We start from the raw sequence: 21,360 nt of genomic DNA on the forward strand, positions 1-21,360 counted from the left end.
CCAGGGCGAGGGCGGTGAGCAGGAAGGCCCCGCCCAGTTCCGCGCCACTGGCGGCCAGGTCGTTCCCCGTGGCGGAGGCCGGGGCCCCGTCGTCCGAGGCGGTCGTGTCACCCACGGTGTCGTCGGTCACGGAGTCGTCGACCGACGCGCCGTCGCCGGTGCCGCCGTCGTCCGTTCCGCCGTCCGCAGTCCCTCCGTCGCCCGAACCCCCGTCACCCGGCTCGGGGTCCTTCCCGCCCTCGTCGTCGGTGCCCGGAGTGCCCTGGTCATCGACCGCGAGCGTGACGTAGGGGACGACGACGGTTCCACGGGACCAGTCCATCGCGTCGGCCTGGGACACGTCCCCCGAGATGATGTCCAGGGCGTTGGAGTCACGCGTGTCCGTGTCACGGGCGGCCACCTCATCCGTGTACTCACCCGCGCCGCCCCCCACGCGGTAGGGCCCGACGAAGGAGGGGCACCCGACACCGGCGGCGCACTCCGCGCTGTAGACGGGGCGGACGTTGCCCACTCCCTCCCCGTCCTCGGCATCGGAGTACATCGAGACCTGGTACGCGGCGGTGCGGAGGTCCACCCCGGCCAGCACCGTGGCCGGGACCGAGGCGACGATGACGCCCGAGGGGTCGACGTCGAGCGTCACGTCGCCGATCCGTTCCAGGTCCGCGCCGTGGACCCCGCCTCCGAAGCGTGCGTCGGCGTAGCGTCCGTCGGCGACGATGGCGTGCGTCCAGGCTCCCAGGGCCGAGGTGTTCGTGCCCGGCAGGAGCGCCGTGGGTGTGGAGGAGTCCCCGTCGCGCAGGTAGATGTTGAGGCGCTGGGTGCTCATGCCGTTGCCTCCCCAGGGATTGGTGATCGGGCCGTGTGTGGTGGTCACGAAGCGGACCGTGTCGCCGTCGTCGTAGACGGACATCCCGGTGAGGTCGAAGCTGCCCGGGGTGAAGGCGGAGTCGGTGGGGTAGGTGTAGCTGCCGGGGCCGTTGTCATCCCCTGTCGGGTCGGACACGGAACCGATCTCGGTGCCCAGTGCGGTGACGGTGTAGCGCAGCACGGTCATCACCCCGGACTCCGCGGTGGCGGTCACGGTGATCCTGTTGCTGATCGCCGGGAGGTCGACCTCCGCCGTGAAGGTTCCCGAGTCGACGGGCACGGCGGTGCGTGTCCCGTTGACGGTGACGGCCACCGAGGCGGCGTCCGTGGAGCCGTTGAGAGTGACGTGACGAGAGGGGGCGGTCGCACCGTCCTCGATCCCCGTGACCGTCAGCTGCGGTGGGGTGCCGCTCGGTTCACCGTCACCCGTGGCGTTCCAGCTCTCCCAGGTGTCGGCGTCGAAGTCCAACCGCCCCAGCTCGTCGGGGGCCCAGTTGTCGCCGGCCTTGAGGATCGGGGTGCCCCCGACCGTGTAGTTGTGCAGGGAGATGCCCTGGCCGTCGCTGACCTCGTTGCCGATCGTCACCCGCTGGCCGTCGGCGTCGTGGTAGCGCTTGAGCAGGCTCACCTGGGAGGCGGGGTCCAGCCCGTTCCACCCGTCCACCGAGAAACCGTCGATGTCGACGTCCTGCGTGTCGGACAGGGCGAACACGCGCAGTGCGCAGTTGACGGTGCCCTCGACACGGGTGTCGGTGAAGTGCAGGTTGCGCACGGTGGTCGAGACATCGGCGCGGTCGGTGGCCCCCATGTCCTCCCAGTGGCTCGAGGAGTTGAAGACGCAGGTGTTGTACTTGACGTCCTTCCAGTACATGCGGTTGTGGATGACGTCGGTCGCGTTGACCGTCACGTCGTGGACGTTGCGCGGCGTCCATCCCCACTGGATGACGGGACCGTTCTCGTTCTTCCAGATCACGGTGTCGTCGATGGTGACGTTGGAGTGGTAGAGCTTGAGCACGTCGTCATTGGCGTGGAAGAACGTGTTGCGCATCGTGGAGTCGGGGTACAGCTCGATGCCGTCCGTCTGCCAGTACCAGCTGCCCACCTGCTTGTAGTTGCGCACGTCCATGGTGAAGTGCGTGACGTCGACCTCCTGGCCGCCCTCGTGGGCGTACACCACGAAGGAGTGGTACGGGGGCTGGTTGATGGTCACACCGTGGAGGTCCAGGGTCTGGTCCGTGTTGGAGGACTCGAACTGCAGCATCTTCACGCAGGTGGAGTGGCAGTTGTCCTCGGTGGTGTGCCGGTACCCGTTCGTCGTGTCCGGCTCGTAGACGTACTGCTCGCCCGAGAGGACACCGAGACCGGTGACCTTGAAGTCGCTCTGGGTCGTTTGGGGGAAGCGGAACGCGCCCTTCACGTAGGCCCCCGGCGCCAGGTAGACCCACCTGACGTTCTCGGGGAGGAGGGCGTGGTAGTCGGAGCCCATGTAGTAGGTGCCGGGGCGGAAGTAGACGATCTCCTCGGGGATGTCGTCGAGGTCCCTCACCGATCCCGGTTCGACGTGGTGGATGGAGCCGTCCGCCACGGTGGGCACGTCCTCGGATGCCTCGGTCCCGCTCCCCATGGGGTTGGCGAAGACGAGCATCGAGTTCTGGGGTTCGGTGTGCACGGCCCGGTTCCCCTCGGCGACGGTGGTGAGCTCACCGCTGGCGCCGGACATGTCGTTGTAGGCCGTGTACAGCTGCGGGTCGAACTCGACGGAGAAGCGGTAGCCGTCCGCGTCGTAGGGCACCTTCACGCGGATGGTCGAGGAGTCGACCAACTGCTTCTCGAACCCCAGGTCGGTCGGCCGGATGGTCACCTGGTCCGCGGAGGAGATCGTCTGCCCGGTCCTCAGGTGGATGTCGACCCAGACGTCCTCGGCGTACTCGAAGCTCGACCAGCTCATCGACAGGCCAGCGGCGGAGGAGAACTCGGCACCGTCCTGCTCGTCATAGCCGATCTTGCCCTCGCCGCTGCGGGGCACGCTCATGTACACGAAGGAGCTGTGGGCGTCCGAGGGGTCGGAGGCGGTGGAGACCCGTGCGTCGTAGAACGACGAGCGGCGCACCTGGTCGTCGGCGATCGGGGCGGAGGTGGCCACTGAGTTGGCGTGGTCCCAGGTGTGGAGGGTGGGTGTGTCGGCAGGACCCGAGGCGACCGTCTGCACGGTGGCTGCATCGTCCCCGGAGGGGGCGGCCTGCGCGGGCGCGCCGGGTGTGGCGAGGGTGGCGGCCACGAGGGCCGTGACTGCGCCGAGCACGGCTCCGCGTGCCCGGGGAGTGTGGATCATGGTCGGGAGTTTCCTCTCAAGACGTCGTCGTCTGATGGCCCAGTGGGATGCGGCCGTCGGTCCTTTTTTCTATCGTAAAACTTCCAGCTGAGTCAAATGTCTGTCTCCGCTGCTGAGATGCCGGAACACTTAGTTTGACGACGGAATTGAAACGGGTTGTGGGCCGGCGCTGGCGGAACGGGTGCACGGCACGACCGTCCGCACTGTGGAGACCGCCCGCACACGTGAGGACCGCCCGCACACGTCGGGACCCGGTGGTGGGTCCTCAGCTGACGTCCACGTAGACGGGGAAGGAGAAGCGCAGGTACGGGTCTCCGTCGATCTCCACGACGGGACGGGAGGGCAGGTCCCACTCGGGGACCGGGAAGACGTAGGTGCGGGTGGTGGGCAGCCAGTCGTCGAATCCGTACTCGAAGCACTCCCCGCCGTACCAGTGTCCGGACTCCCCCTGGAGTCGCAGGCGGGGCTCCTCGGCATAGTCGCCCTCCCCGTAACCCTCGGGGGCGATGTGCACCTTCACCGAGCGCAGGACCTCGTCGGGGTAGAAGTCATTCCGGTAGTAGGAGGGGACGGAGGAGTCGTCGGTGGAGAGGGAGGAGAGGGTGAGGACCAGGCCCCGGCCAACATAACGGTCGTGGAAGCGCACGCTGACCTCGCGTCCGGGGGCCGGGGAGGACGGGGAGAAGCCCACGCCGTCGGGGAGATCTGTCGCGGAGACCAACTCGGGCGCGGGCACGTCCTCCAGGGGGACGCCACGCAGTGCGGAGACCGAGGGGGCGGGGGTGGGGTCCACGCTGTTCGCGGTCGGTGCGGTGGTCGACCCGCTCCCGCGGGCACCGCCCGGGTCGGCGTGGTCGGAGGACCCGGCGCACGCCCTGACGAGTGAGAGGAGGAGGACGATTCCCAGCACGATCCACACCCAGGTCCACCTGCGGACGGCCGTCCCGGAGCCGGTGGACGTGCCGGGCGTGCGCCCCTTCCGCGTCAGCGTGCCGCCGGAGCGTCCCTTCCCGGTCCGCCCGGTCTCCCTCCCCTCCGCGCGTCTCCGGGCGGCACGTGCCTTCCGCCTGCGCGGTGCCTTCGCCCCCGTCCCGCCGCTGCCGGTCGACCCGGCCGCGCCCGGGGCATAGGGGGAGGAGGGGTCACCATCCGTGGGGGACGCCGAGGACGAGGGCGGACCCGTCGCCGCAAGCGCTCCTGCGGCGTCACCCCGAGCGGGGGTGACGCCGCCGGTGGGGGTCCCACCGGTCCAGGCGGAGTCGTCCTCGGGGGAACCGGGGGCGAACTGGTCGCTCACTCGGCCTTGCGCGACGCCTGGTAGGCAGCACCGACGATGCCCGCCGTGTTGAACAGCTGGGCGGGCACCATGCGCGTGCGCAGGTGGAGGAGGGGCATGAACTTCGCATGGTTCTTCGACACCCCTCCGCCCACGACGAACAGGTCGGGGGAGAAGAGCATCTCGACATGGGAGTAGTAGCGCTGCAGACGTCCGGCCCACTCCTCCCACGAGAGCCCCTGGAGGGTCTTCTGGCCGGCGGATGCCTGGGACTCCGCGTCGTGGCCGTCGATCTCGAGGTGACCGAGCTCGGTGTTGGGGACGAGTGTCCCGTCCACGACCACGGCGGATCCGATTCCGGTGCCCAGGGTCGTGACGATCACGGTCCCCTCCACACCCTTGGCGGCACCGAACGCGACCTCGGCCAGTCCGGCCGCGTCCGCGTCGTTGAGGGGGGTCACCGGGCGGCCGAGGTGGCGCTGCATCAGTTCGTTGACGTCGATGCCCACCCAGGACTGGTCGAGGTTCGCCATGAAGGGGACCACACCGTGGATGATCGGGGCCGGGAACGCGATCCCGACCGGCGTCCCGGGTCCGACGCCCAGTTGCTCCAGGACCGCCTTGCAGGTCTCCGCCACCGCATCGGGTGTCGCGGGCTTCGGGGTGTCGATGCGGACGCGGTCCCCGATGAACTCGCCGGTGACGAGGTCCACCACGGCACCCTTGACCCCTGAACCCCCGATGTCGATGCCGCAGGCGACTGACGCCATGGTTCCTCCCTGAATCGCAGCACAATGATGGGTCTCAGGGTAGCGCAGACGGATCACGCCGAATGCCGCGTGGAACGCCCCGACCAGCGGGGGGACCCGGGTCGGCGGGAACCCGACCCGGGAGCACCGGCCCGGGGGCACGCGGGGTCGGGAGGACCCCACCGGGCGATCCGGCCCCGGGGTCCGCGAAGGGTGAGGGCCTCAGGGGAGGGTGAGGATGTCCGCCCCGTCCTCGGTGACGACGAGGGTGTGCTCGAACTGGGCGGTGCGGGAACGGTCGGCGGTGACGACGGTCCACCCGTCGTCCCACTGCTCCCACTCGATGGTGCCCAGGGTGAGCATCGGCTCGATGGTGAAGACCATCCCGACCTCCATGACGGTGTCGTGGAGGGGTGCGGAGTCGTAGTGGGGCACGATCAGACCGGAGTGGAAGGCCTCGCCGACCCCGTGGCCGGTGTAGTCGCGGATGACGCCGTAGTGGAAGCGCTTCGCGTAGGCCTCGATGACCCGGCCGATGACGTTGATCTCCCGCCCGGGGCGCACGGCGCGGATCCCGCGCATCATCGCCTCCCGCGTGCGCTCCACCAGGAGGTGTGACTCGGGGTCGACGGTGCCGACCTCGAAGGTCGCGTTCGTGTCCCCGTGGACCCCGTCCTTGTAGGCGGTGATGTCGATGTTGACGATGTCGCCGTCCTGGAGGACCGTGTCGTCGGGGATGCCGTGGCAGATCACCTCGTTGACGGAGGTGCACAGGGACTTCTCGTAGCCCATGTAGCCCAGCGTCGAGGGGTAGGCGTCGTGGGCGATCATGTACTCGTGCCCGATCCGGTCCAGCTCCTCGGTCGTGACACCCGGTCGGACGGCCTCTCCCACCAGCTCCATCGCGTCGGCGGCGATGCGACCGGCCCGGCGGATGCGCTCGACGGTCTCCGGGTCCTTGACGTCGGAGGCCGTGACCACCTCGGGTCCGCTGTGGAACATGTACTCGGGTCGCTCGATGTGCTCGGGGACGGCCCTGCGGGGTGAGACGTGCCCGGGGGTGAGCGTGCCCAGGGGGGCGCGACGGGCGAGGGTGGAGGCGTGGATCATGGCGCCCACTCTAGTGCGGTGGCCGACGCCCTCCCGCGGGGGACCCTGTGAGAGTGGCGACGGGCCCCTCAGTGCTCGTGGTAGTTCCCCTCCGCGGGGAACGTGCCCGCCACGACCGCGTCGACGTACTCCTTTGCGGCCTCGTGCAGGTCCTGACCCAGCTCGGCGAAGCGACGCACGAAGGACGGCGCCCACGACCCCATCCCCGCCATGTCCGACCAGACGAGGACCTGTCCGTCCGTCCCCGGACCGGCGCCGATCCCGATGGTCGGGACGTCGAGGGACCTCGTCACCTCCTCGGCGAGGTCGGCGGGCACCATCTCCAGGACCACGGCGACCGCCCCGGCGCCCTGGAGCGCCTCGGCGTCGTCGAGCATCACCTGGTGCTGGTCGCCGCGACCGCGCAGTCGGGGCCCGCCGATCATGTGCTCCGACTGGGGCGTGTACCCGAGGTGTCCGACCACGGGGATGCCGGCGTCGGTGAGGAGTCGCACGGCTGCCGCACGGGGCCGTCCGCCCTCCAGCTTGACGGCGTGGGCGCCGGCCCTCATGAGCGTCACCGCGGAGTCGAGGGCCTGCTGCGGTGAGCCCTCGTAGGTGCCGAAGGGGAGGTCCGCGACGACCATCGCCCGTGACGTGGACCGCGCCACGGCGCCCGTGGAACGCACCATGTCCTCCAGGGTGACGGGAAGGGTGGAGGAATGGCCCAGCACGACATTGCCCAGTGAGTCACCGACCAGGAGCATGTCGACGCCGGCGGACTCCAGGATCGGGGCGACGAGGGCGTCGTAGGCGGTGAGCATGGTGAGGCGACGGCCCTCGGCCTTCGCCCGGGCCAGGTCCTGGACACGGACGCGCCTGCGCGGGGCCGCCGGCGGGGCGGGGGCGTGTCCGTGAGGGCGGGGGAGGCGGCTCCACCGGTCCGCCCGGTGGCCGAGGTCCCGTCGGCGGGGGTACCGCCCTCCGCGGGGTCGGTGGACGGACGTGGTTCGGGTGTGGGGGTCCCGGGCGTGGTCGCGCTCATCGCAGCTCCTCCTGTGGTCGCGTGACCCCGAGGGTAGTCGCCGTGGTCCGCCGGGGCCCACCAGGACCCCCACCCGGGCACTGCGCCCGCGTCCCCGTGCGCCCCGGGGTGCCGTGTGCGCCGCACCCCGGTGGTCCGCTGGGGGGACGCCGGGTGGGTCGGGGCGGCCCGCGCACTATCATGGGAGCCCGGTGCGCCCGGTGCGCACCCACGACCCACCCCCGACCGAGGAAGCAGGACATGGCTGCTGACGCCCCTGACCTCAATCCGCTCGACACCGACGCCGTGGAGGCACTGGTCGGGCAGGCCCTGGCCGACATCGAGGCTGCCTCCACCCTGGACGAGCTCCGGGAGGTGAGGCAGGGCGTGCTGGGTGACTCCGCCCCCCTGGTCGCCGCGAACCGGACCATCGGGTCCCTCGCCCCCTCGGACCGGGGTGCTGCCGGGCGCAACCTCGGTGGGGCCCGCCAGCGCGTGCAGGCGGCGCTCGGTTCCCGCGAGGAGGTCCTCGCGGCCGCGCACGAGGCACAGGTCCTCGTCGAGGAGACCCTCGACGTGACACTGCCCACCCGACGCGTGCCCCTGGGCTCCCGACACCCGCTCGAGACCCTCATGGAGGAGGTCGGTGACTTCTTCGTCGCCATGGGCTGGGAGATCGCCGAGGGGCCCGAGATCGAGCACGAGTGGTTCAACTTCGACTCCCTGAACTTCGACATCGACCACCCGGCCCGCCAGATGCAGGACACGATCTACGTCGACGGCCGCTCCGTCGGGGGTCAGTCCGAGGCCGAGGGACACCTGGTCATGCGCACCCACACCTCCCCGGTGCAGTCCCGCGCGATGCTCTCCCGTGGCGTCCCCCTCTACGTGGCCTGCCCCGGCAAGGTCGTGCGCTCCGATGCCCTGGACGCCACCCACACCCCGGTCTTCCACCAGGTCGAGGGACTCGCGGTGGACCGCCACCTGACGATGGCCCACCTCAAGGGCACCCTCGACCACTTCGCCCGCGCCATGTTCGGACCCGAGGCACGCACACGCCTGCGGCCCTCGTTCTTCCCCTTCACGGAGCCCAGTGCCGAGATGGACCTGTGGTTCCCCCAGAAGAAGGGCGGTGCCGGCTGGATCGAATGGGGCGGCTGCGGGATGGTCAACCCCAACGTGCTGCGCGCCAACGGCATCGACCCCGAGGAGTTCTCCGGCTTCGCCTTCGGCATGGGCATCGAGCGCACGCTCATGCTCCGCCACGGCATCGCCGACATGCACGACATCGTCGAGGGCGACGTCCGCTTCTCCCAGCAGTTCGGTCTCACCGGAAGGGGACACTGACATGCCCATGGTTCCGATCTCCTGGCTCGCCGACCACGTCGAGGTCGAGCCCGGCACCGACGCGGCCACGCTCGCGGCCGCCCTCGTGCGCGTCGGACTGGAGGAGGAGGCGATCCACCCGGCCAGGGTCACCGGCCCGCTGGTGGTCGGTCGCGTCCTCACCCGTGTCGAGGAACCCCAGCACAACGGCAAGGTCATCAACTACTGCCGCGTGGACGTCGGGGAGCACAACGACGCACCGGGCACCGGCAAGGAGCCCTCCGACCTGCCCAGTCGGGGCATCGTGTGCGGTGCGCACAACTTCGACGAGGGCGACCTCGTGGTCGTCTCGCTGCCCGGCGCGGTCCTGCCCGGCCCCTTCCCGATCACCCCGCGCAAGACCTACGGCCACCTCTCCGACGGCATGATCTGCTCCGCCCGTGAGCTCGGCCTCGGCGAGGACCACACTGGCATCATCGTGCTCACGCGCATGTTCCCCGACCGTGAGATCCCGGCCCCCGGCAGCGACCTCATCCCCTTCCTCGGACTGGGGGAGGAGGTCCTGGAGATCAACGTGACCCCGGACCGCGGGTACTGCTTCTCCATGCGCGGCATCGCGCGGGAGTACTCCCACTCGACGGGGGCCCGCTTCACGGACCACGGCCTCGCCTCCGACCTGCCCGAGGCGCTGCCGACACCGACCCCCGACGGCTTCCCCGTCGAGGTGGACGACGCCGCCCCGATCCGCGGGCACGAGGGCTGCGACCGTTTCGTCACGCGCATCGTGCGAGGCGTCGACCCCACCGCACCCACCCCGAAGTGGCTGGCGGACCGCCTCGAGATGGCCGGGATGCGCTCGATCTCCCTGGCCGTGGACGTCACGAACTACGTGATGCTGGACCTCGGGCAGCCCATGCACGCCTACGACCTGGCGGCGCTGGAGGCCCCGGTCGTCGTGCGCAGGGCCCACGGGGGCGAGACCCTCGTGACCCTGGACGAGATCGAACGCGCCCTCGACCCCGAGGACCTGCTCATCACCGACTCGCCCCAGGGGGACACCGGCTCGCGCATCATCGGCCTGGCCGGGGTCATGGGCGGGCGCTACTCCGAGGTGGAGGAGTCCACCTCCGACATCCTCCTCGAGGCCGCCCACTTCGACGCCGTGTCGATCGCCCGCACCGCGCGGCGTCACCGTCTCCCCTCCGAGGCGTCCAAGCGTTTCGAGCGCGGCACGGATCCGCAGTTGCCCGCCGTGGCGGCCCAGCGCGCGGTTGACCTGCTCGTCGAGTACGGCGGTGGGACGGCCGACCCGGCGGTCTCCGACCTCGACCGCACGGCCCCTGCCACCCACGTGAGGATGCGGGTCACCGAACCGGCCCGTCTGACCGGGGTCGACTACAGGGAGGGCCGCGTGCGGGAGCTCCTCGAGCGCATCGGCTGCACCGTGGACCCCTCGGACTCCGGGGCCACGTGGGACGTGACGGTCCCCTCGTGGAGGCCGGACCTGCGCGAGCCCGCCGATCTCGTGGAGGAGGTGGCGCGTCTGGACGGCTACGACAACATCCCCGTCGAGATGCCCCCTGCACCCGCGGGTCGCGGACTGACACCCGCCCAGCGTGCGCGCCGCGCGGTGGCGGACACCCTGGCCCAGGCGGGTCTGGTGGAGGTCGAGTCCTACCCGTTCATCGCCGACTCCCTCGAGCGCCAGCGCATCGCCCCGGGCGACCCGCGTCGGGAGACCGTGCGCCTGCGCAACCCCCTCGCGGACGATGCCGCACAACTGCGCACCTCGGTGCTGGACACCCTGCTCGACGTGGCCGGTCGCAACGTCTCCCGTGGGGCGGCCTCGCTGGCGGTCTTCGAGGTCGCCACCGTGGCGCGGCCCGCGGGCACCGTCCCGGCGCCCCTGCCCTCGGCGGAGTCCCGGCCCTCGGAGGAGGTCCTCGACCGCCTGCGCGCCGGCGTCCCCGCCCAGCCCTGGCACGTCGGCGCGGTGCTGTGCGGCTCCGCCACCGAGCCAGGGGTGCTCTCCCCGGACAGGCACGTGGACTGGGCCGACGCCGTGGAGGTCGTGCGCCGCGCGGCGTCAGTGCTCGGGGTCCGTGTCGAGGTGACACGTGCCTGGGACCCCCACCACGAACCGCAGCGCGGGGTCCCCATGCCGACGCCCGCCGAGGACCCCGCCGAGGTCGCCCCCTGGCACCCGGGCCGGGTCGCGCGCGTCTTCGTGCGCCGTGGACGCAGGCTCGTCGACATCGCGTTGGCCGGTGAACTCCACCCCGGGGTCGTCCGGGCCTTCGGGCTGCCGAGCCGCTCGGTGGCACTCGAGATGGACCTTGATGCGCTCGTCGGGGCGATGGACCCCGAACCGATCCAGGTGAGGGCCGTGTCGACCTTCCCCCTGGCCAAGGAGGACATCGCCCTCGTCGTGCCGGCGGACGTGCCCGCCGCCCGCGTCGGACAGGTGGTGCGCCAGGCGGCCGGCCCGTTGGCGGAGGAGGTCACACTCTTCGACGTCTACGAGGGCGACCAGGTGCCCGAGGGGCACCGTTCCCTGGCCTTCGCCCTGCGCCTGCGGGCCGCGGACCACACGCTCACCGCCGAGGAGTCGGCCCAGGTGCGCAACACCGTGGTCAAGCGTGCCCACAAGTTGCTGGGGGCGGAGTTGCGTTCCTGAGGGACCGAGGTCTCCGGTCGGCGGCCGGACCCGGTGACATCGGATGTGCCCCGAGACTCAAGAGGGACTTTCGATGCCCATCCGGGCCCGGCCGTCTGCCACACTGGGGGGCATGAAGATCCTCGTCACCGCATCATCGAAGCACGGAACCACCACCGAGATCGCAGATGCCATCGCCGAGCGCCTGCGCGGCGCCGGGTTCGAGGTCGTCCGCCAGGCGCCCCAGGACGTCGTGGACCTGAACGGCATCGACGCCGTCATCATCGGGTCCGCCGTCTACATGACCCAATGGATGGAGCCGGCGGCGGCCTTCCTGGAGCGTTTCGAGACCCAGCTCAACCGCATACCGGTGTGGGCCTACTCGGTGGGTCTGTCGGGCGTCCCCAAGCACAGCCCGCAGGACCCGTCGCGGATCGGACCGGTGCTGCTCAAGGTCCACGTCGTGCACCACCGCACCTTCCCCGGGCGCTACGTGCCCTCCAAGCTGACGCTGCGTGAGCGCTCCATCGCCCGGCTCGCGGGTGCGGTGGAGGGGGACTTCCGGGACTGGAAGGCCATCGACGAGTGGACCGACGGGATCATCAAGGAGCTGAAGCAGCCCACCCGCTGACCCCCTCCCGCCGAAGTCCGCTCTGTTCTGGCACAGAGGTCCGCCCTCCTCAGCGACTGAGGTCCGTCCTGTTCCGCGTCCGGGGCCCGTCCTGCCTGACGCGGCGGATCCACGAGGGCGACACCGCCGACCGACCGGATCCGTGGACCCCGGCACGGGATCCGAGCGGGCATCCGGGCACAGGGTGAGCGGACCTCGAGGTCATAACTGAGCGGACCTCAGGTGGGGAAGTGAGCGGACTTCGGGAGGTGGGTGTCCACATCGGGGACACCCATGACTGAGTATGCAACGCGCTGTATGATTATGCGCATGACATTGACAGCAGCCGTTGCCGGGGCCTCCGGGTACGCCGGCGGCGAGGTGTTGCGACTGCTCGTGGCCCACCCCGACATCGAGGTGACCACGGTGACCGCCGCGTCATCGGCGGGGTCGCGCCTGGGCGACCTCCAGCCGCAGGTCCCCCCACTGGCCGACCTCGTCATCGCCGACACCACCACGGAGACGCTCGCCGGGCACGACCTGGTCGTCCTCGCCCTTCCCCACGGCCACTCGGCCGAGGTCGGGGACGCCCTGTCCGCGGCCGGTGACGACGCGGTCATCGCCGACTGCGCCGCCGACCACCGCCTCACGCGGGCCCGGGACTGGGCCGACTACTACGGAGGGGACTTCGCCGAGCAGTGGACCTACGGCATGCCGGAGCTCCTGCACGTGGGGGAGGGCGCCGCCCGTGCACAGCGGGCCGAACTCGGCGCGACCTCGCGCATCGCCGTCCCGGGGTGCAATGTCACGGCCGTCACCCTCGCCCTCCAACCGGCGGTCGCCGCCGGGCTGGTCGACACCACCCACACCTGCGCCACGCTGGCCGTGGGGTACTCCGGGGCCGGGCGCTCACCGAAGCCCCACCTGCTCGCCTCCCAGGCACTCGGCAACATCGCCCCCTACGCGGTGGGCGGCACCCACCGCCACATCCCCGAGATCGTGCAGAACCTCCGCGTCGCCGGGGCGGGGGAGGTCGGGCTGACCTTCACGCCCGTCCTGGTGCCCACCTCGCGCGGCATCCTCGCCACTGTCGTCGCACCGCTCACGGAGGGCGTGGACCAGGAGGCGGTGGACGCCGCGTACGGCGTCTACTCCGGGGAGGCCCTGATCGACGTCACGGAGCTCGGCAGCTGGCCCACCACGGCACCGGTGACGGGGACGGGACGCGCCCTCGTGCACGCCACCGTCGACCGCCGGGCCGGCACGCTGGTCGCACTGTGCGCCATCGACAACCTCGGCAAGGGCACCGCGGCCGCGGCGGTGCAGAGCGCCAACCTCGCGCTCGGACTGCCCGAGTACACCGCGGTCCCCACGATCGGAGTGGCACCATGAGCACACCGGGTACCGGCGTCACCGCACCTGCCGGGTTCCGGGCGGCGGGAGTCGCCGCAGGGTTGAAGATCCACGGGGGACGTGACGTCGCCCTCGTCGTCAACGACGGTCCCGCCCCGGCCTCGGCCGGCGTCTTCACCTCCAACCGCGTCGTCGCCGCACCCGTGACGCTCACGCGCGCGCACCTGGCCACCGCCACGCTGCGTGCCGTCGTCCTCAACTCGGGGGGCGCCAACGCCTGCACGGGCACCGGCGGCGCGGAGGACGCCGCGCTCACCGCGGACCGGGTGGGCACCGCCCTGGACCTGCTCCCCGAGCAGGTGGGCGTCTGCTCCACGGGACTCATCGGCGAGCGACTCCCGATGGACACCCTCCTGGCGGGGGTCGACCTGGCGGTCGCGGGTCTCGCCGCCGGGGAGGAGGCGGGGGCCGTCGCCGCCGACGCCATCCGCACCACCGACACGGTGGCCAAGACGGTCACCGTCGCCCGGGAGGGCTGGACCATCGGCGGGATGGCGAAGGGGGCCGGCATGCTCGCACCCGGCCTGGCCACCATGCTCTGCGTGATCACCACGGACGCCGTGCTCGAGGACGAGGGCGCGTCCGTCGCGCTGGCCGAGGCCGTGCGGACCACCTTCAACCGCACCGACTCCGACGGGTGCATGTCCACGAACGACTCCGTCATCCTGCTGGCGTCGGGGTCGTCGGGCGTCACGCCGGCCCCGGAGGTCTTCACCGAGGCACTGAGGGAGGCCTGCGGGAACCTGGCCCGCCAGCTCATCGCCGACGCCGAGGGCGCCAGCCACGAGATCGGGATCACCGTCACCGGGGCCTCGGACGAGGCGGCCGGGGAGGCCGTCGCCCGGGCCGTGTCCCGGTCGAACCTCTTCAAGACCGCCGTGTTCGGCAACGACCCGAACTGGGGGCGCGTCGTCTCCGAGGTCGGCACCGTCCCGGAGTCGGTGGCGCCCTACGACCCCGCCCGGCTCGACGTCACCATCAACGGCGTCACCGTGTGCCGGGGTGGCGGGGTCGGGGAGCCGCGGGAACTCGTCGACATGACGCCCCGTGAGGTCCGCGTGGTCATCGACCTGCACGCCGGGGACACCTCGGTGGAGCTGTGGACCAATGACCTCACCCACGACTACGTCCACGAGAACAGCGCGTACTCCTCATGAACGACGTCCCCATCCAGGAGAAGGCCTCCATCCTGCTGGAGACCATGCCCTGGCTGCGCAGGTACTCCGGTCAGATGGTCGTCATCAAGTACGGCGGCAACGCGATGGTCGACGAGGAGCTCAAGCGTGCCTTCGCCGAGGACATCCTCTTCCTGCACCAGTGGGGTGTCAGGCCCGTGGTGGTGCACGGGGGTGGGCCGCAGATCAACGCCATGCTCGCGCGCCTCGGGATGGAGGCGCCCTTCGAGCACGGGCTGCGCGTCACGACGCCCGAGGTCATGGAGATCGTCCGCATGGTCCTCGTCGGCAAGGTGCAGCGTGAACTCGTCTCCCTGCTCAACGAACAGGACTACAAGGCCGTCGGCCTGGCGGGGGAGGACGCGGGCCTCTTCCAGGCACGGCGCACGCCCGCATGGGTGGAGGGCGAGCCGGTGGACATCGGCCTGGTCGGTGAGGTGACACACGTCAACGCCGGTCCGCTCGTGTCCATGGTGGAGGCGGGACGCATCCCGGTGGTCTCCTCGGTGGCACCCGACGTGGACGACCCCTCGGGCGTGCTCAACGTGAACGCAGACTTCGCCGCGGGAGCCCTGGCCGCGGCGATCGGGGCGGAGAAGCTCATCATGCTCACCGACGTCGAGGGGCTCTACGCGAACTGGCCCGACCGCTCCTCCCTCATCTCGCGCCTGTCGGACACGGAGCTGCGGGAGATGCTCCCCGACATGCACTCCGGGATGGTCCCCAAGATGCAGGCCGCCCTGTCGGCCCTGGACGGTGGGGTCCCGATGGTCCACGTCATCGACGGCCGCCGGCCCCACTCGATGCTCCTGGAGATCTTCACCGACGACGGGGTGGGCACCATGATCACGGCCGGACATGCGGAGGTCTTCGAATGAGCACGGGAACGGGGCAGCGCACCGCCGCCTGGGACGAGCGCTACGCGGGGGCCGTCATGGACACCTTCGGCACCCCGCAGCTGGTGCTGGTGTCGGGCCACGGGTCCCACGTGGTCGACGCCGACGGCAACGAGTACCTCGACCTGCTCGGGGGGATCGCGGTGAACCTCCTCGGCCAGGCACACCCGGCGGTCGTCCACGCGGTGTCGGGGCAGGTGGCGACCCTGGGTCACGTGTCGAACTTCTTCGCCACGCCCCCCCAGGTGCGGCTCGCCGAGCACCTCCTGCAGGTGGTCGAGCCCGGGGGTGCACCGCAGGGCTCCCGGGTGTTCCTCGCGAACTCGGGGACCGAGGCCAATGAGTGTGCCCTCAAGATCGTGCGTGCCCACGCCAATGCCGGGGACGCGCCACGTCCCCGGATCCTCGCCCTCGAGCACGCCTTCCACGGACGGTCCACCGGGGCGCTCGCCCTGACCTGGAAGGCGAAGTACCGCGACCCCTTCGCCCCGCTCATCCCGGGCGTGGAGTTCGTGCCGGCCAATGACGTCGCCGCCCCGGACGCCGCGATGGGGCCCGATGTGGCGGGTGTCTTCGTCGAACCCGTCCAGGGCGAGGCCGGCGTCCTCGACCTCGACGACGACTTCCTGGTGGCCGCCCGCGACCTCACCACGCAGCACGGTGCTCTCCTGGTCGTCGACGAGGTCCAGTCCGGGCTCGGGCGCACGGGGGAGTGGATGGCGCACCACCGCAGCGGCATCGTCCCCGACGTCGTCACCGTCGCCAAGGGGCTGGGCGGCGGCATGCCGATCGCCGCGTGCATCGGTCTGGGCGGGTCGGGTTCCGTGCTGGGCCCGGGCATGCACGGCACGACCTTCGGTGGCAACCCCGTGTGTGCCGCCGCCGCGAACGCGGTGCTCGACACCCTCGAGTCCGACGGACTCCTGGCCCATTCCGCACTCCTGGGCGCCTCGTGGCGTGACGACCTCAAGGCGCTGGGGATCCCGGGACTCCGCGAGGTACGGGGCCGGGGGCTGCTCATCGGCCTGGAGTTCGACGACGCGATCGCCCCGGGCATCGTCCGGGCCGGTCGTGCGGCCGGGTTCGTGCTCAATGCGACCTCACCCACCACGCTCCGCCTGGCACCGCCACTGGTGCTCACCGTCGACGAGGCGGCGACCTTCACCGATGCGTTGCCCGGCCTCGTCCTCACCGCCCGCACGCAGGAGGGGCCGGTGTCATGACCCACGCGACCATCCCCACGACCAAGACCGCCCGTCGCGGCGCCATCATCGACATCCTCGCCGGTCGCGCCGTGACCTCCCAGGAACAGCTCCGGCGCGAGCTCGCGGCGAGGGGTGTCGAGACGACCCAGGCGACCCTCTCACGCGACCTCCTGGAGATGCGCGCGACGAAGGTGCGCAACAGTGAGGGCGTCCAAGTCTACTCCGTGCCGGACGCGGACGGGGGACACACCCACGAGGCCGAGGCCTCGCAGGCGCGACTCGTGCGGTGGTGCCAGGACCTGCTCGTCGCCACCGATCTCGCCGGGAACCTCCTGGTCCTGCGCACGCCGGTGGGAGCCGCCAACCTGCTGGGCTCCGCGATCGACGCCGTACGGATGGACGGCATCGCCGGCACCATCGCCGGCGACGACACCGTCCTCGTCATCTGCCGCACCCCGGCGCACGCGGTGAGGGTCCAGTCGGCCCTCCTCGAACTCGCGGACCCGGGTTCCACCCCGGTGGCGACCTCCTGAGTCACCACCCACAGACCACCACCACGACAACGATCCTCCACACCGGAGGGGACAAGAAGGAGACATCATGGCACAGGGCAAGGACCGGGTGGTCCTGGCGTACTCGGGCGGGCTCGACACGTCCGTGGCCATCGGCTGGATCGGCGAGCAGACCGGCATGGAGGTCGTCGCGGTCGCCGTCGACGTGGGCCAGGGGGGCGAGGACCTCCAGGTGATCCGCCAGCGAGCAATCGACTGCGGCGCCGTCGAGGCCTACGTCGCGGACGCGAAGGACGAGTTCGCCTCCGAGTACTGCATGCCCGCCCTCAAGGCGAACGCGCTGTACCAGGACTCCTACCCGCTGGTCTCCGCGATCTCGCGGCCGGTCATCTCCAAGCACCTCGTCCGCGCCGCCCGTCAGTTCGGGGCGACCACCGTCGCCCACGGCTGCACCGGCAAGGGCAACGACCAGGTGCGCTTCGAGGTGTCGATCACCTCCATGGCGCCCGACCTCAAGACCATCGCCCCCGTGCGCGACCTCGCGCTCACGCGTGACGTCGCCATCGACTACGCCAACAAGCACCACCTGCCCATCGAGACCACCAGGAACAACCCCTTCTCCATCGACCAGAACGTCTGGGGACGGGCCATCGAGACCGGGTTCCTCGAGGACATCTGGAACGCGCCCACCAAGGACGTCTACAACTACACGGACGACCCGACGTACCCGCCGCTGCCGGACGAGGTCGTGATCTCCTTCGAGAAGGGGATCCCCGTGAGGATCGACGGACGCCCGGTCACCCCCCTGGAGGCCATCCAGGAGATGAACCGCAGGGCGGGCGCGCAGGGCATCGGCCGCATCGACGTCGTCGAGGACCGCCTGGTGGGCATCAAGTCCCGCGAGATCTACGAGGCCCCCGGTGCCATCGCCCTGATCGCCGCCCACAAGGAACTCGAGAACGTCACCGTCGAGCGTGAGCTCGCCCGCTACAAGAAGCGCGTCGACGAGCGCTGGGGCGAGCTGGTCTACGACGCGCAGTGGTTCTCCCCGCTGAAGAAGGCGCTCGACGCCTTCATCGAGGACACCCAGGAGTACGTGACCGGTGACATCCGCATGACGCTGCACGGTGGCCGTGCGACGGTGACCGGGCGCCGGTCGGACTCCTCCCTGTACGACTTCAACCTGGCGACCTACGAGACCGGCGACTCCTTCGACCAGTCCCACTCGCGTGGGTTCATCGAGATCTACGGCCTGTCCGCACGCCTCGCTGCCGCGCGTGACGTCCGTTTCGGGAAGGGACTGCAGGTCGGCGAAGGCGCTCTCTGAGCACCGGGGGCCCTTGGGCCCCCGGAGGTTCCCGCATGCCGGGCGCCTCCGGAGCCATGGGGCACCCAGCACGTCACGTCGTCGTGGTCGGGGGCGGGTCCGTCGTGTGACGGGCCCGCCCCCGTGCGTCCCGCGGGTCGGGAACGGGGGGCGGAAAGGGTCACCGACGGGTGACACCGAGGATGCGTTTCGATAACGGCCGGCACGCGCAGTCTTCGGGAGGACCTGCATACGTGCAGGTCAGGGCCCTGTCTGTCGTGACCTCCCCCCGCGGTTCGCCGACAGTGTGCCCCAAGTCGCGGAATCTCCCCCGCGGAGGGGCCCCGGGTTCCCGGTACCCTTCAATTGGCACGGCAGTGACGCCTCGGGCTCACGGGCGCGCCGCGCCCCGGATCCCATCACCCCGTGCCACGGACTCGACGGCGGAAGGGGTGGAGGATGACACAGGCAACACCGACGACCATCGGCGCACGTCGACAGCGTCGTCCGCTCCCCGCCCTGCGCGAGCGTTCGGAACGACTCATGGACCGGATCGTGGAGACCGTCGAGCTGGGCGCCTTCCCCCTGACCCTCATGTGGGAGCGCCTGCGGGACGCCCTGGTGATCCGGCTCGGGGCCCGCGCGGAGCAGCTCCTGGCACCCCTGGGTGCGTGGGTGTTCTTCATCGCCTTCGCGGGTCAGGGCATCCGCGACCTCCTGGGGTGGGCGGGTTACGCCGTCCTCACGGTCCTCTCCGCGCTCGCCTTCACGATGGTCTTCATCGCTGCCGGCCGGAGGGTGGGGCTGCGTCGCCTCCCCATGCCGGTCATCGCCTATGTCGGCGTGTGCTGCCTGAGCCTCCTGTGGTCCTCCTACAGGCTCGAGACCGCAGCGGCCTCGGCGATCTCGGTGATGACCACCGCGATCGGCGTCATGCTCGCGATCGCCTTCCCCCTGCGTGCCATGCTCGACGCCCTCACGCGTTCACTCCAGTGGATCCTCGGCATCAGCCTCGGCCTGGAGGCGTACGTGGCGGTCGTCGTGGGGCACCGCATCCCCCCGCTGTACATGGCGGGGTGGGACCACGTGCCCGACTCCTACTACTGGGTCAACGGGCTCCTCCTCCACGGCGGACCGATCCAGGGATTCGTCGGCAACCGCAACCCCCTGGCCTTCATCGCCCTCCTGACCCTGCTCTGCGTGGTCGTCATCCACCTCGACGGACGCATGTCCCTCGCCCGGACGGCACTGTGGGTGGGGCTCTCGGTCCTCACGCTCGCCCTCACGCGCTCCGCGACGGTGACCGTGGCGACGGTGGCCTGCGCGGCCGTCCTCGTCGTGGCGCTGATGCTGCGGGCCCTGCCGCCTGCGCGCCGCCGGACGGGCATGAGGGTCTCGGTGGCGGGAGGTCTCCTCCTCGTGGTCACCGCGCTCGCGATGCACTCCCAGTTCTCCGAACTGCTCGGGAGGGACCCCGACATGACGGGTCGGGCGGAGATCTGGCACCGGGTCCTGGCACTGTGGAGCATGCACCCCCTGACCGGGTGGGGGTGGATCATGTACTGGGTCCCGTGGCTGCCGATGTTCCGCTACCTCGTCGTGAGGCCGGACGGCACCCCGACGATGCAGGCCCACAACGCGTACGTCGAGGCCCTCTTCCAGACGGGTCTCATCGGTGCCGTCGTCCTGGTCATCGGAGTGGTGTGGGTGCTGGCCAACGTCTTCCGCACTGCTGTGCGAGACCTCGACTCGGACATCATGTCCCTCCTGCCCGCCCTCCTCATGACCGCGATGTTCATCCAGTCCTTCACGGAGTCCAGGTTGCTCTCGGAGGGCAACTGGGTCCTGTTCGTGGCGCTGGGCACCTGGCTGACGGTGAGGGCCCGGACCGCGGAGATCCGTGTGCCTGCGGCGGCGACGTCGTCGCGCGGGCGGGACGTGGCCCCACCTGCTCCTGCCCGTGTCCCGGTGGGGGCCCCGCGCTCCTGACCCTCACGGGGCGGCACCGCCGGGGTGACGACCGACCACCCACGAGGGCGGGTCCGGTCCTCCTCCCCGAACGCTGCCCCCGGGAGGGGACGTGTCCGTCCCAGGGACCTCCCTCAGGGGAGGGGATCCCTCAGCACCGGGCACGTCATGCACCGCGGTCCGCCGCGTCCACGGCCGAGCTCGGCGCCGTGCACCTCGATGACCTCGATGCCGGCGTCCTCAAGGGCCCGTGTCGACAGGGGGGAGCGGTCGTAGACGACCACCTTCCCCGGCGCCAGCGCGAGGGCGTTGCAGCCGTCGTTCCACTGCTCCCGGTCCACGTCGGCGAAGGCCCCCTCGGGGGACACGACGCGCAGCGGGCGGTCCATGACGTGCTCGAGCGCCCGCACCAGGTCCGACCCGGAGTCCTCGACCACGAGCCGTCCCCCGTCGTGGGTGATCGTCATCGTGCGGACGGGACCCAGGCGGGGGTACAGCAGGAACGTGTCGACGTCGACCTGGGTGAGGACGGTGTCCAGGTGCATGAAGGTGCGGCTGCGGGGGAGCACGACCGCGAGGACCGTGCGGGCCTGACCCGCGCGGAAGAGCTTGAGGGCCAGGCGTTCCACGCCCTGCGCCGTCGTGCGTTCCGAGACGCCGAGTGCCGCCACACCGGACCCGAGGACGAGGGCGTCACCGCCCTCCGCGCTACGCACCGCCCCAGAGGTGCCCGTCGACCACATGCCGAACTCGGAGTCCCTGAAGCGGGGGTGCCAGCGGTAGACGGCGGCGTAGTGGAAGGACTCGCGCTCACGGGCCAGCCGGCTCATGGAGTTCACGGCCACACCCCCGTAGATCCACGCCGACGCATCGCGGGCGAAGAGATGGTTCGGCAGGGGCCTGATGAGGAAGTCCTCGTCCTCGAGGGTCCGGGTCACCAGGGACCTCACCGGTGA

General features: G+C 70.9%; 15 protein-coding genes and 1 pseudogene. 10 read left to right on the forward strand and 6 right to left on the reverse strand.

Annotated features, from left to right (window positions below):
* From TA90_RS14705 to panB, 5 genes and pseudogenes are all read right to left on the reverse strand, one after another.
* A partial coding sequence (locus tag TA90_RS14705) for a glucodextranase DOMON-like domain-containing protein (protein WP_147513483.1) occupies positions 1–3,199 on the reverse strand: 3,199 nt, incomplete at its 3' end.
* Positions 3,200–3,464: 265 nt separating this feature from the next.
* Positions 3,465–4,496 carry a hypothetical protein gene (locus TA90_RS11270; RefSeq protein ID WP_043536534.1) on the reverse strand — a complete coding sequence of 344 codons (1,032 nt, stop codon included), beginning with the start codon at positions 4,494–4,496 and terminating at the stop codon, positions 3,465–3,467.
* Positions 4,493–5,245: a polyphosphate--glucose phosphotransferase gene (gene ppgK / locus TA90_RS11275; protein WP_043536536.1), complete on the reverse strand. Its 753-nt coding sequence runs from the start codon at positions 5,243–5,245 to the stop codon at positions 4,493–4,495. Before ppgK ends, TA90_RS11270 begins: the two co-directional genes overlap by 4 nt.
* Before the next feature lie 201 nt (positions 5,246–5,446).
* A complete protein-coding gene (gene map, locus TA90_RS11280) occupies positions 5,447–6,334 on the reverse strand; it encodes a type I methionyl aminopeptidase (protein WP_043536538.1) in 888 nt (295 codons plus the stop codon).
* 68 nt (positions 6,335–6,402) lie between these two features.
* Positions 6,403–7,221, reverse strand: a pseudogene (panB, locus tag TA90_RS11285) (3-methyl-2-oxobutanoate hydroxymethyltransferase); the annotation flags it as partial.
* Between the two features lie 377 nt (positions 7,222–7,598).
* On the opposite strand from panB, the gene pheS reads away from it, so the two are divergent.
* The 10 genes from pheS (at position 7,599) to TA90_RS11335 (ending at position 20,425) form a co-directional block, all read left to right on the forward strand.
* The gene (pheS, locus tag TA90_RS11290) at positions 7,599–8,684 is read left to right on the forward strand and encodes a phenylalanine--tRNA ligase subunit alpha (protein WP_043536540.1); all 1,086 of its coding nucleotides are present in this window, start codon (positions 7,599–7,601) and stop codon (positions 8,682–8,684) included.
* A gap of 1 nt (position 8,685) precedes the next feature.
* The gene (gene pheT / locus TA90_RS11295; RefSeq protein WP_043536542.1) at positions 8,686–11,340 is read left to right on the forward strand and encodes a phenylalanine--tRNA ligase subunit beta; all 2,655 of its coding nucleotides are present in this window, start codon (positions 8,686–8,688) and stop codon (positions 11,338–11,340) included.
* Between the two features lie 112 nt (positions 11,341–11,452).
* Positions 11,453–11,950, forward strand: a complete 498-nt coding sequence (locus TA90_RS11300) for a flavodoxin domain-containing protein (RefSeq protein ID WP_043536556.1) — start codon at positions 11,453–11,455, stop codon at positions 11,948–11,950.
* A 309-nt stretch (positions 11,951–12,259) separates the two neighbouring features.
* Positions 12,260–13,321, forward strand: a complete 1,062-nt coding sequence (gene argC / locus TA90_RS11305) for an N-acetyl-gamma-glutamyl-phosphate reductase (protein WP_043536544.1) — start codon at positions 12,260–12,262, stop codon at positions 13,319–13,321.
* Complete coding sequence (gene argJ / locus TA90_RS11310) at positions 13,318–14,499, forward strand: bifunctional glutamate N-acetyltransferase/amino-acid acetyltransferase ArgJ (RefSeq protein WP_043536546.1); 1,182 nt, start codon at positions 13,318–13,320, stop codon at positions 14,497–14,499. The genes argC and argJ overlap by 4 nt, the downstream gene beginning before the upstream one ends.
* Positions 14,496–15,395: an acetylglutamate kinase gene (argB, locus tag TA90_RS11315; protein WP_043536547.1), complete on the forward strand. Its 900-nt coding sequence runs from the start codon at positions 14,496–14,498 to the stop codon at positions 15,393–15,395. Before argJ ends, argB begins: the two co-directional genes overlap by 4 nt.
* The gene (locus tag TA90_RS11320) at positions 15,392–16,636 is read left to right on the forward strand and encodes an acetylornithine transaminase (RefSeq protein ID WP_043536548.1); all 1,245 of its coding nucleotides are present in this window, start codon (positions 15,392–15,394) and stop codon (positions 16,634–16,636) included. Before argB ends, TA90_RS11320 begins: the two co-directional genes overlap by 4 nt.
* The gene (gene argR / locus TA90_RS11325; protein WP_043536549.1) at positions 16,633–17,151 is read left to right on the forward strand and encodes an arginine repressor; all 519 of its coding nucleotides are present in this window, start codon (positions 16,633–16,635) and stop codon (positions 17,149–17,151) included. The genes TA90_RS11320 and argR overlap by 4 nt, the downstream gene beginning before the upstream one ends.
* Positions 17,152–17,218: 67 nt before the next feature.
* The gene (locus TA90_RS11330; RefSeq protein ID WP_043536551.1) at positions 17,219–18,457 is read left to right on the forward strand and encodes an argininosuccinate synthase; all 1,239 of its coding nucleotides are present in this window, start codon (positions 17,219–17,221) and stop codon (positions 18,455–18,457) included.
* A gap of 438 nt (positions 18,458–18,895) precedes the next feature.
* On the forward strand, positions 18,896–20,425 hold the full coding sequence (locus TA90_RS11335; protein ID WP_074015388.1) for an O-antigen ligase family protein: 1,530 nt from the start codon (positions 18,896–18,898) through the stop codon (positions 20,423–20,425).
* Positions 20,426–20,538: 113 nt separating this feature from the next.
* Here TA90_RS11335 and TA90_RS11340 read toward each other — a convergent pair.
* On the reverse strand, positions 20,539–21,360 hold an 822-nt coding region (locus TA90_RS11340), incomplete at its 5' end, for an arginine deiminase (RefSeq protein ID WP_043536560.1).

It is taken from the genome of Actinomyces polynesiensis (assembly GCF_000820725.1).
GTDB classification, from domain to species: Bacteria; Actinomycetota; Actinomycetes; order Actinomycetales; family Actinomycetaceae; genus Pauljensenia; species Pauljensenia polynesiensis.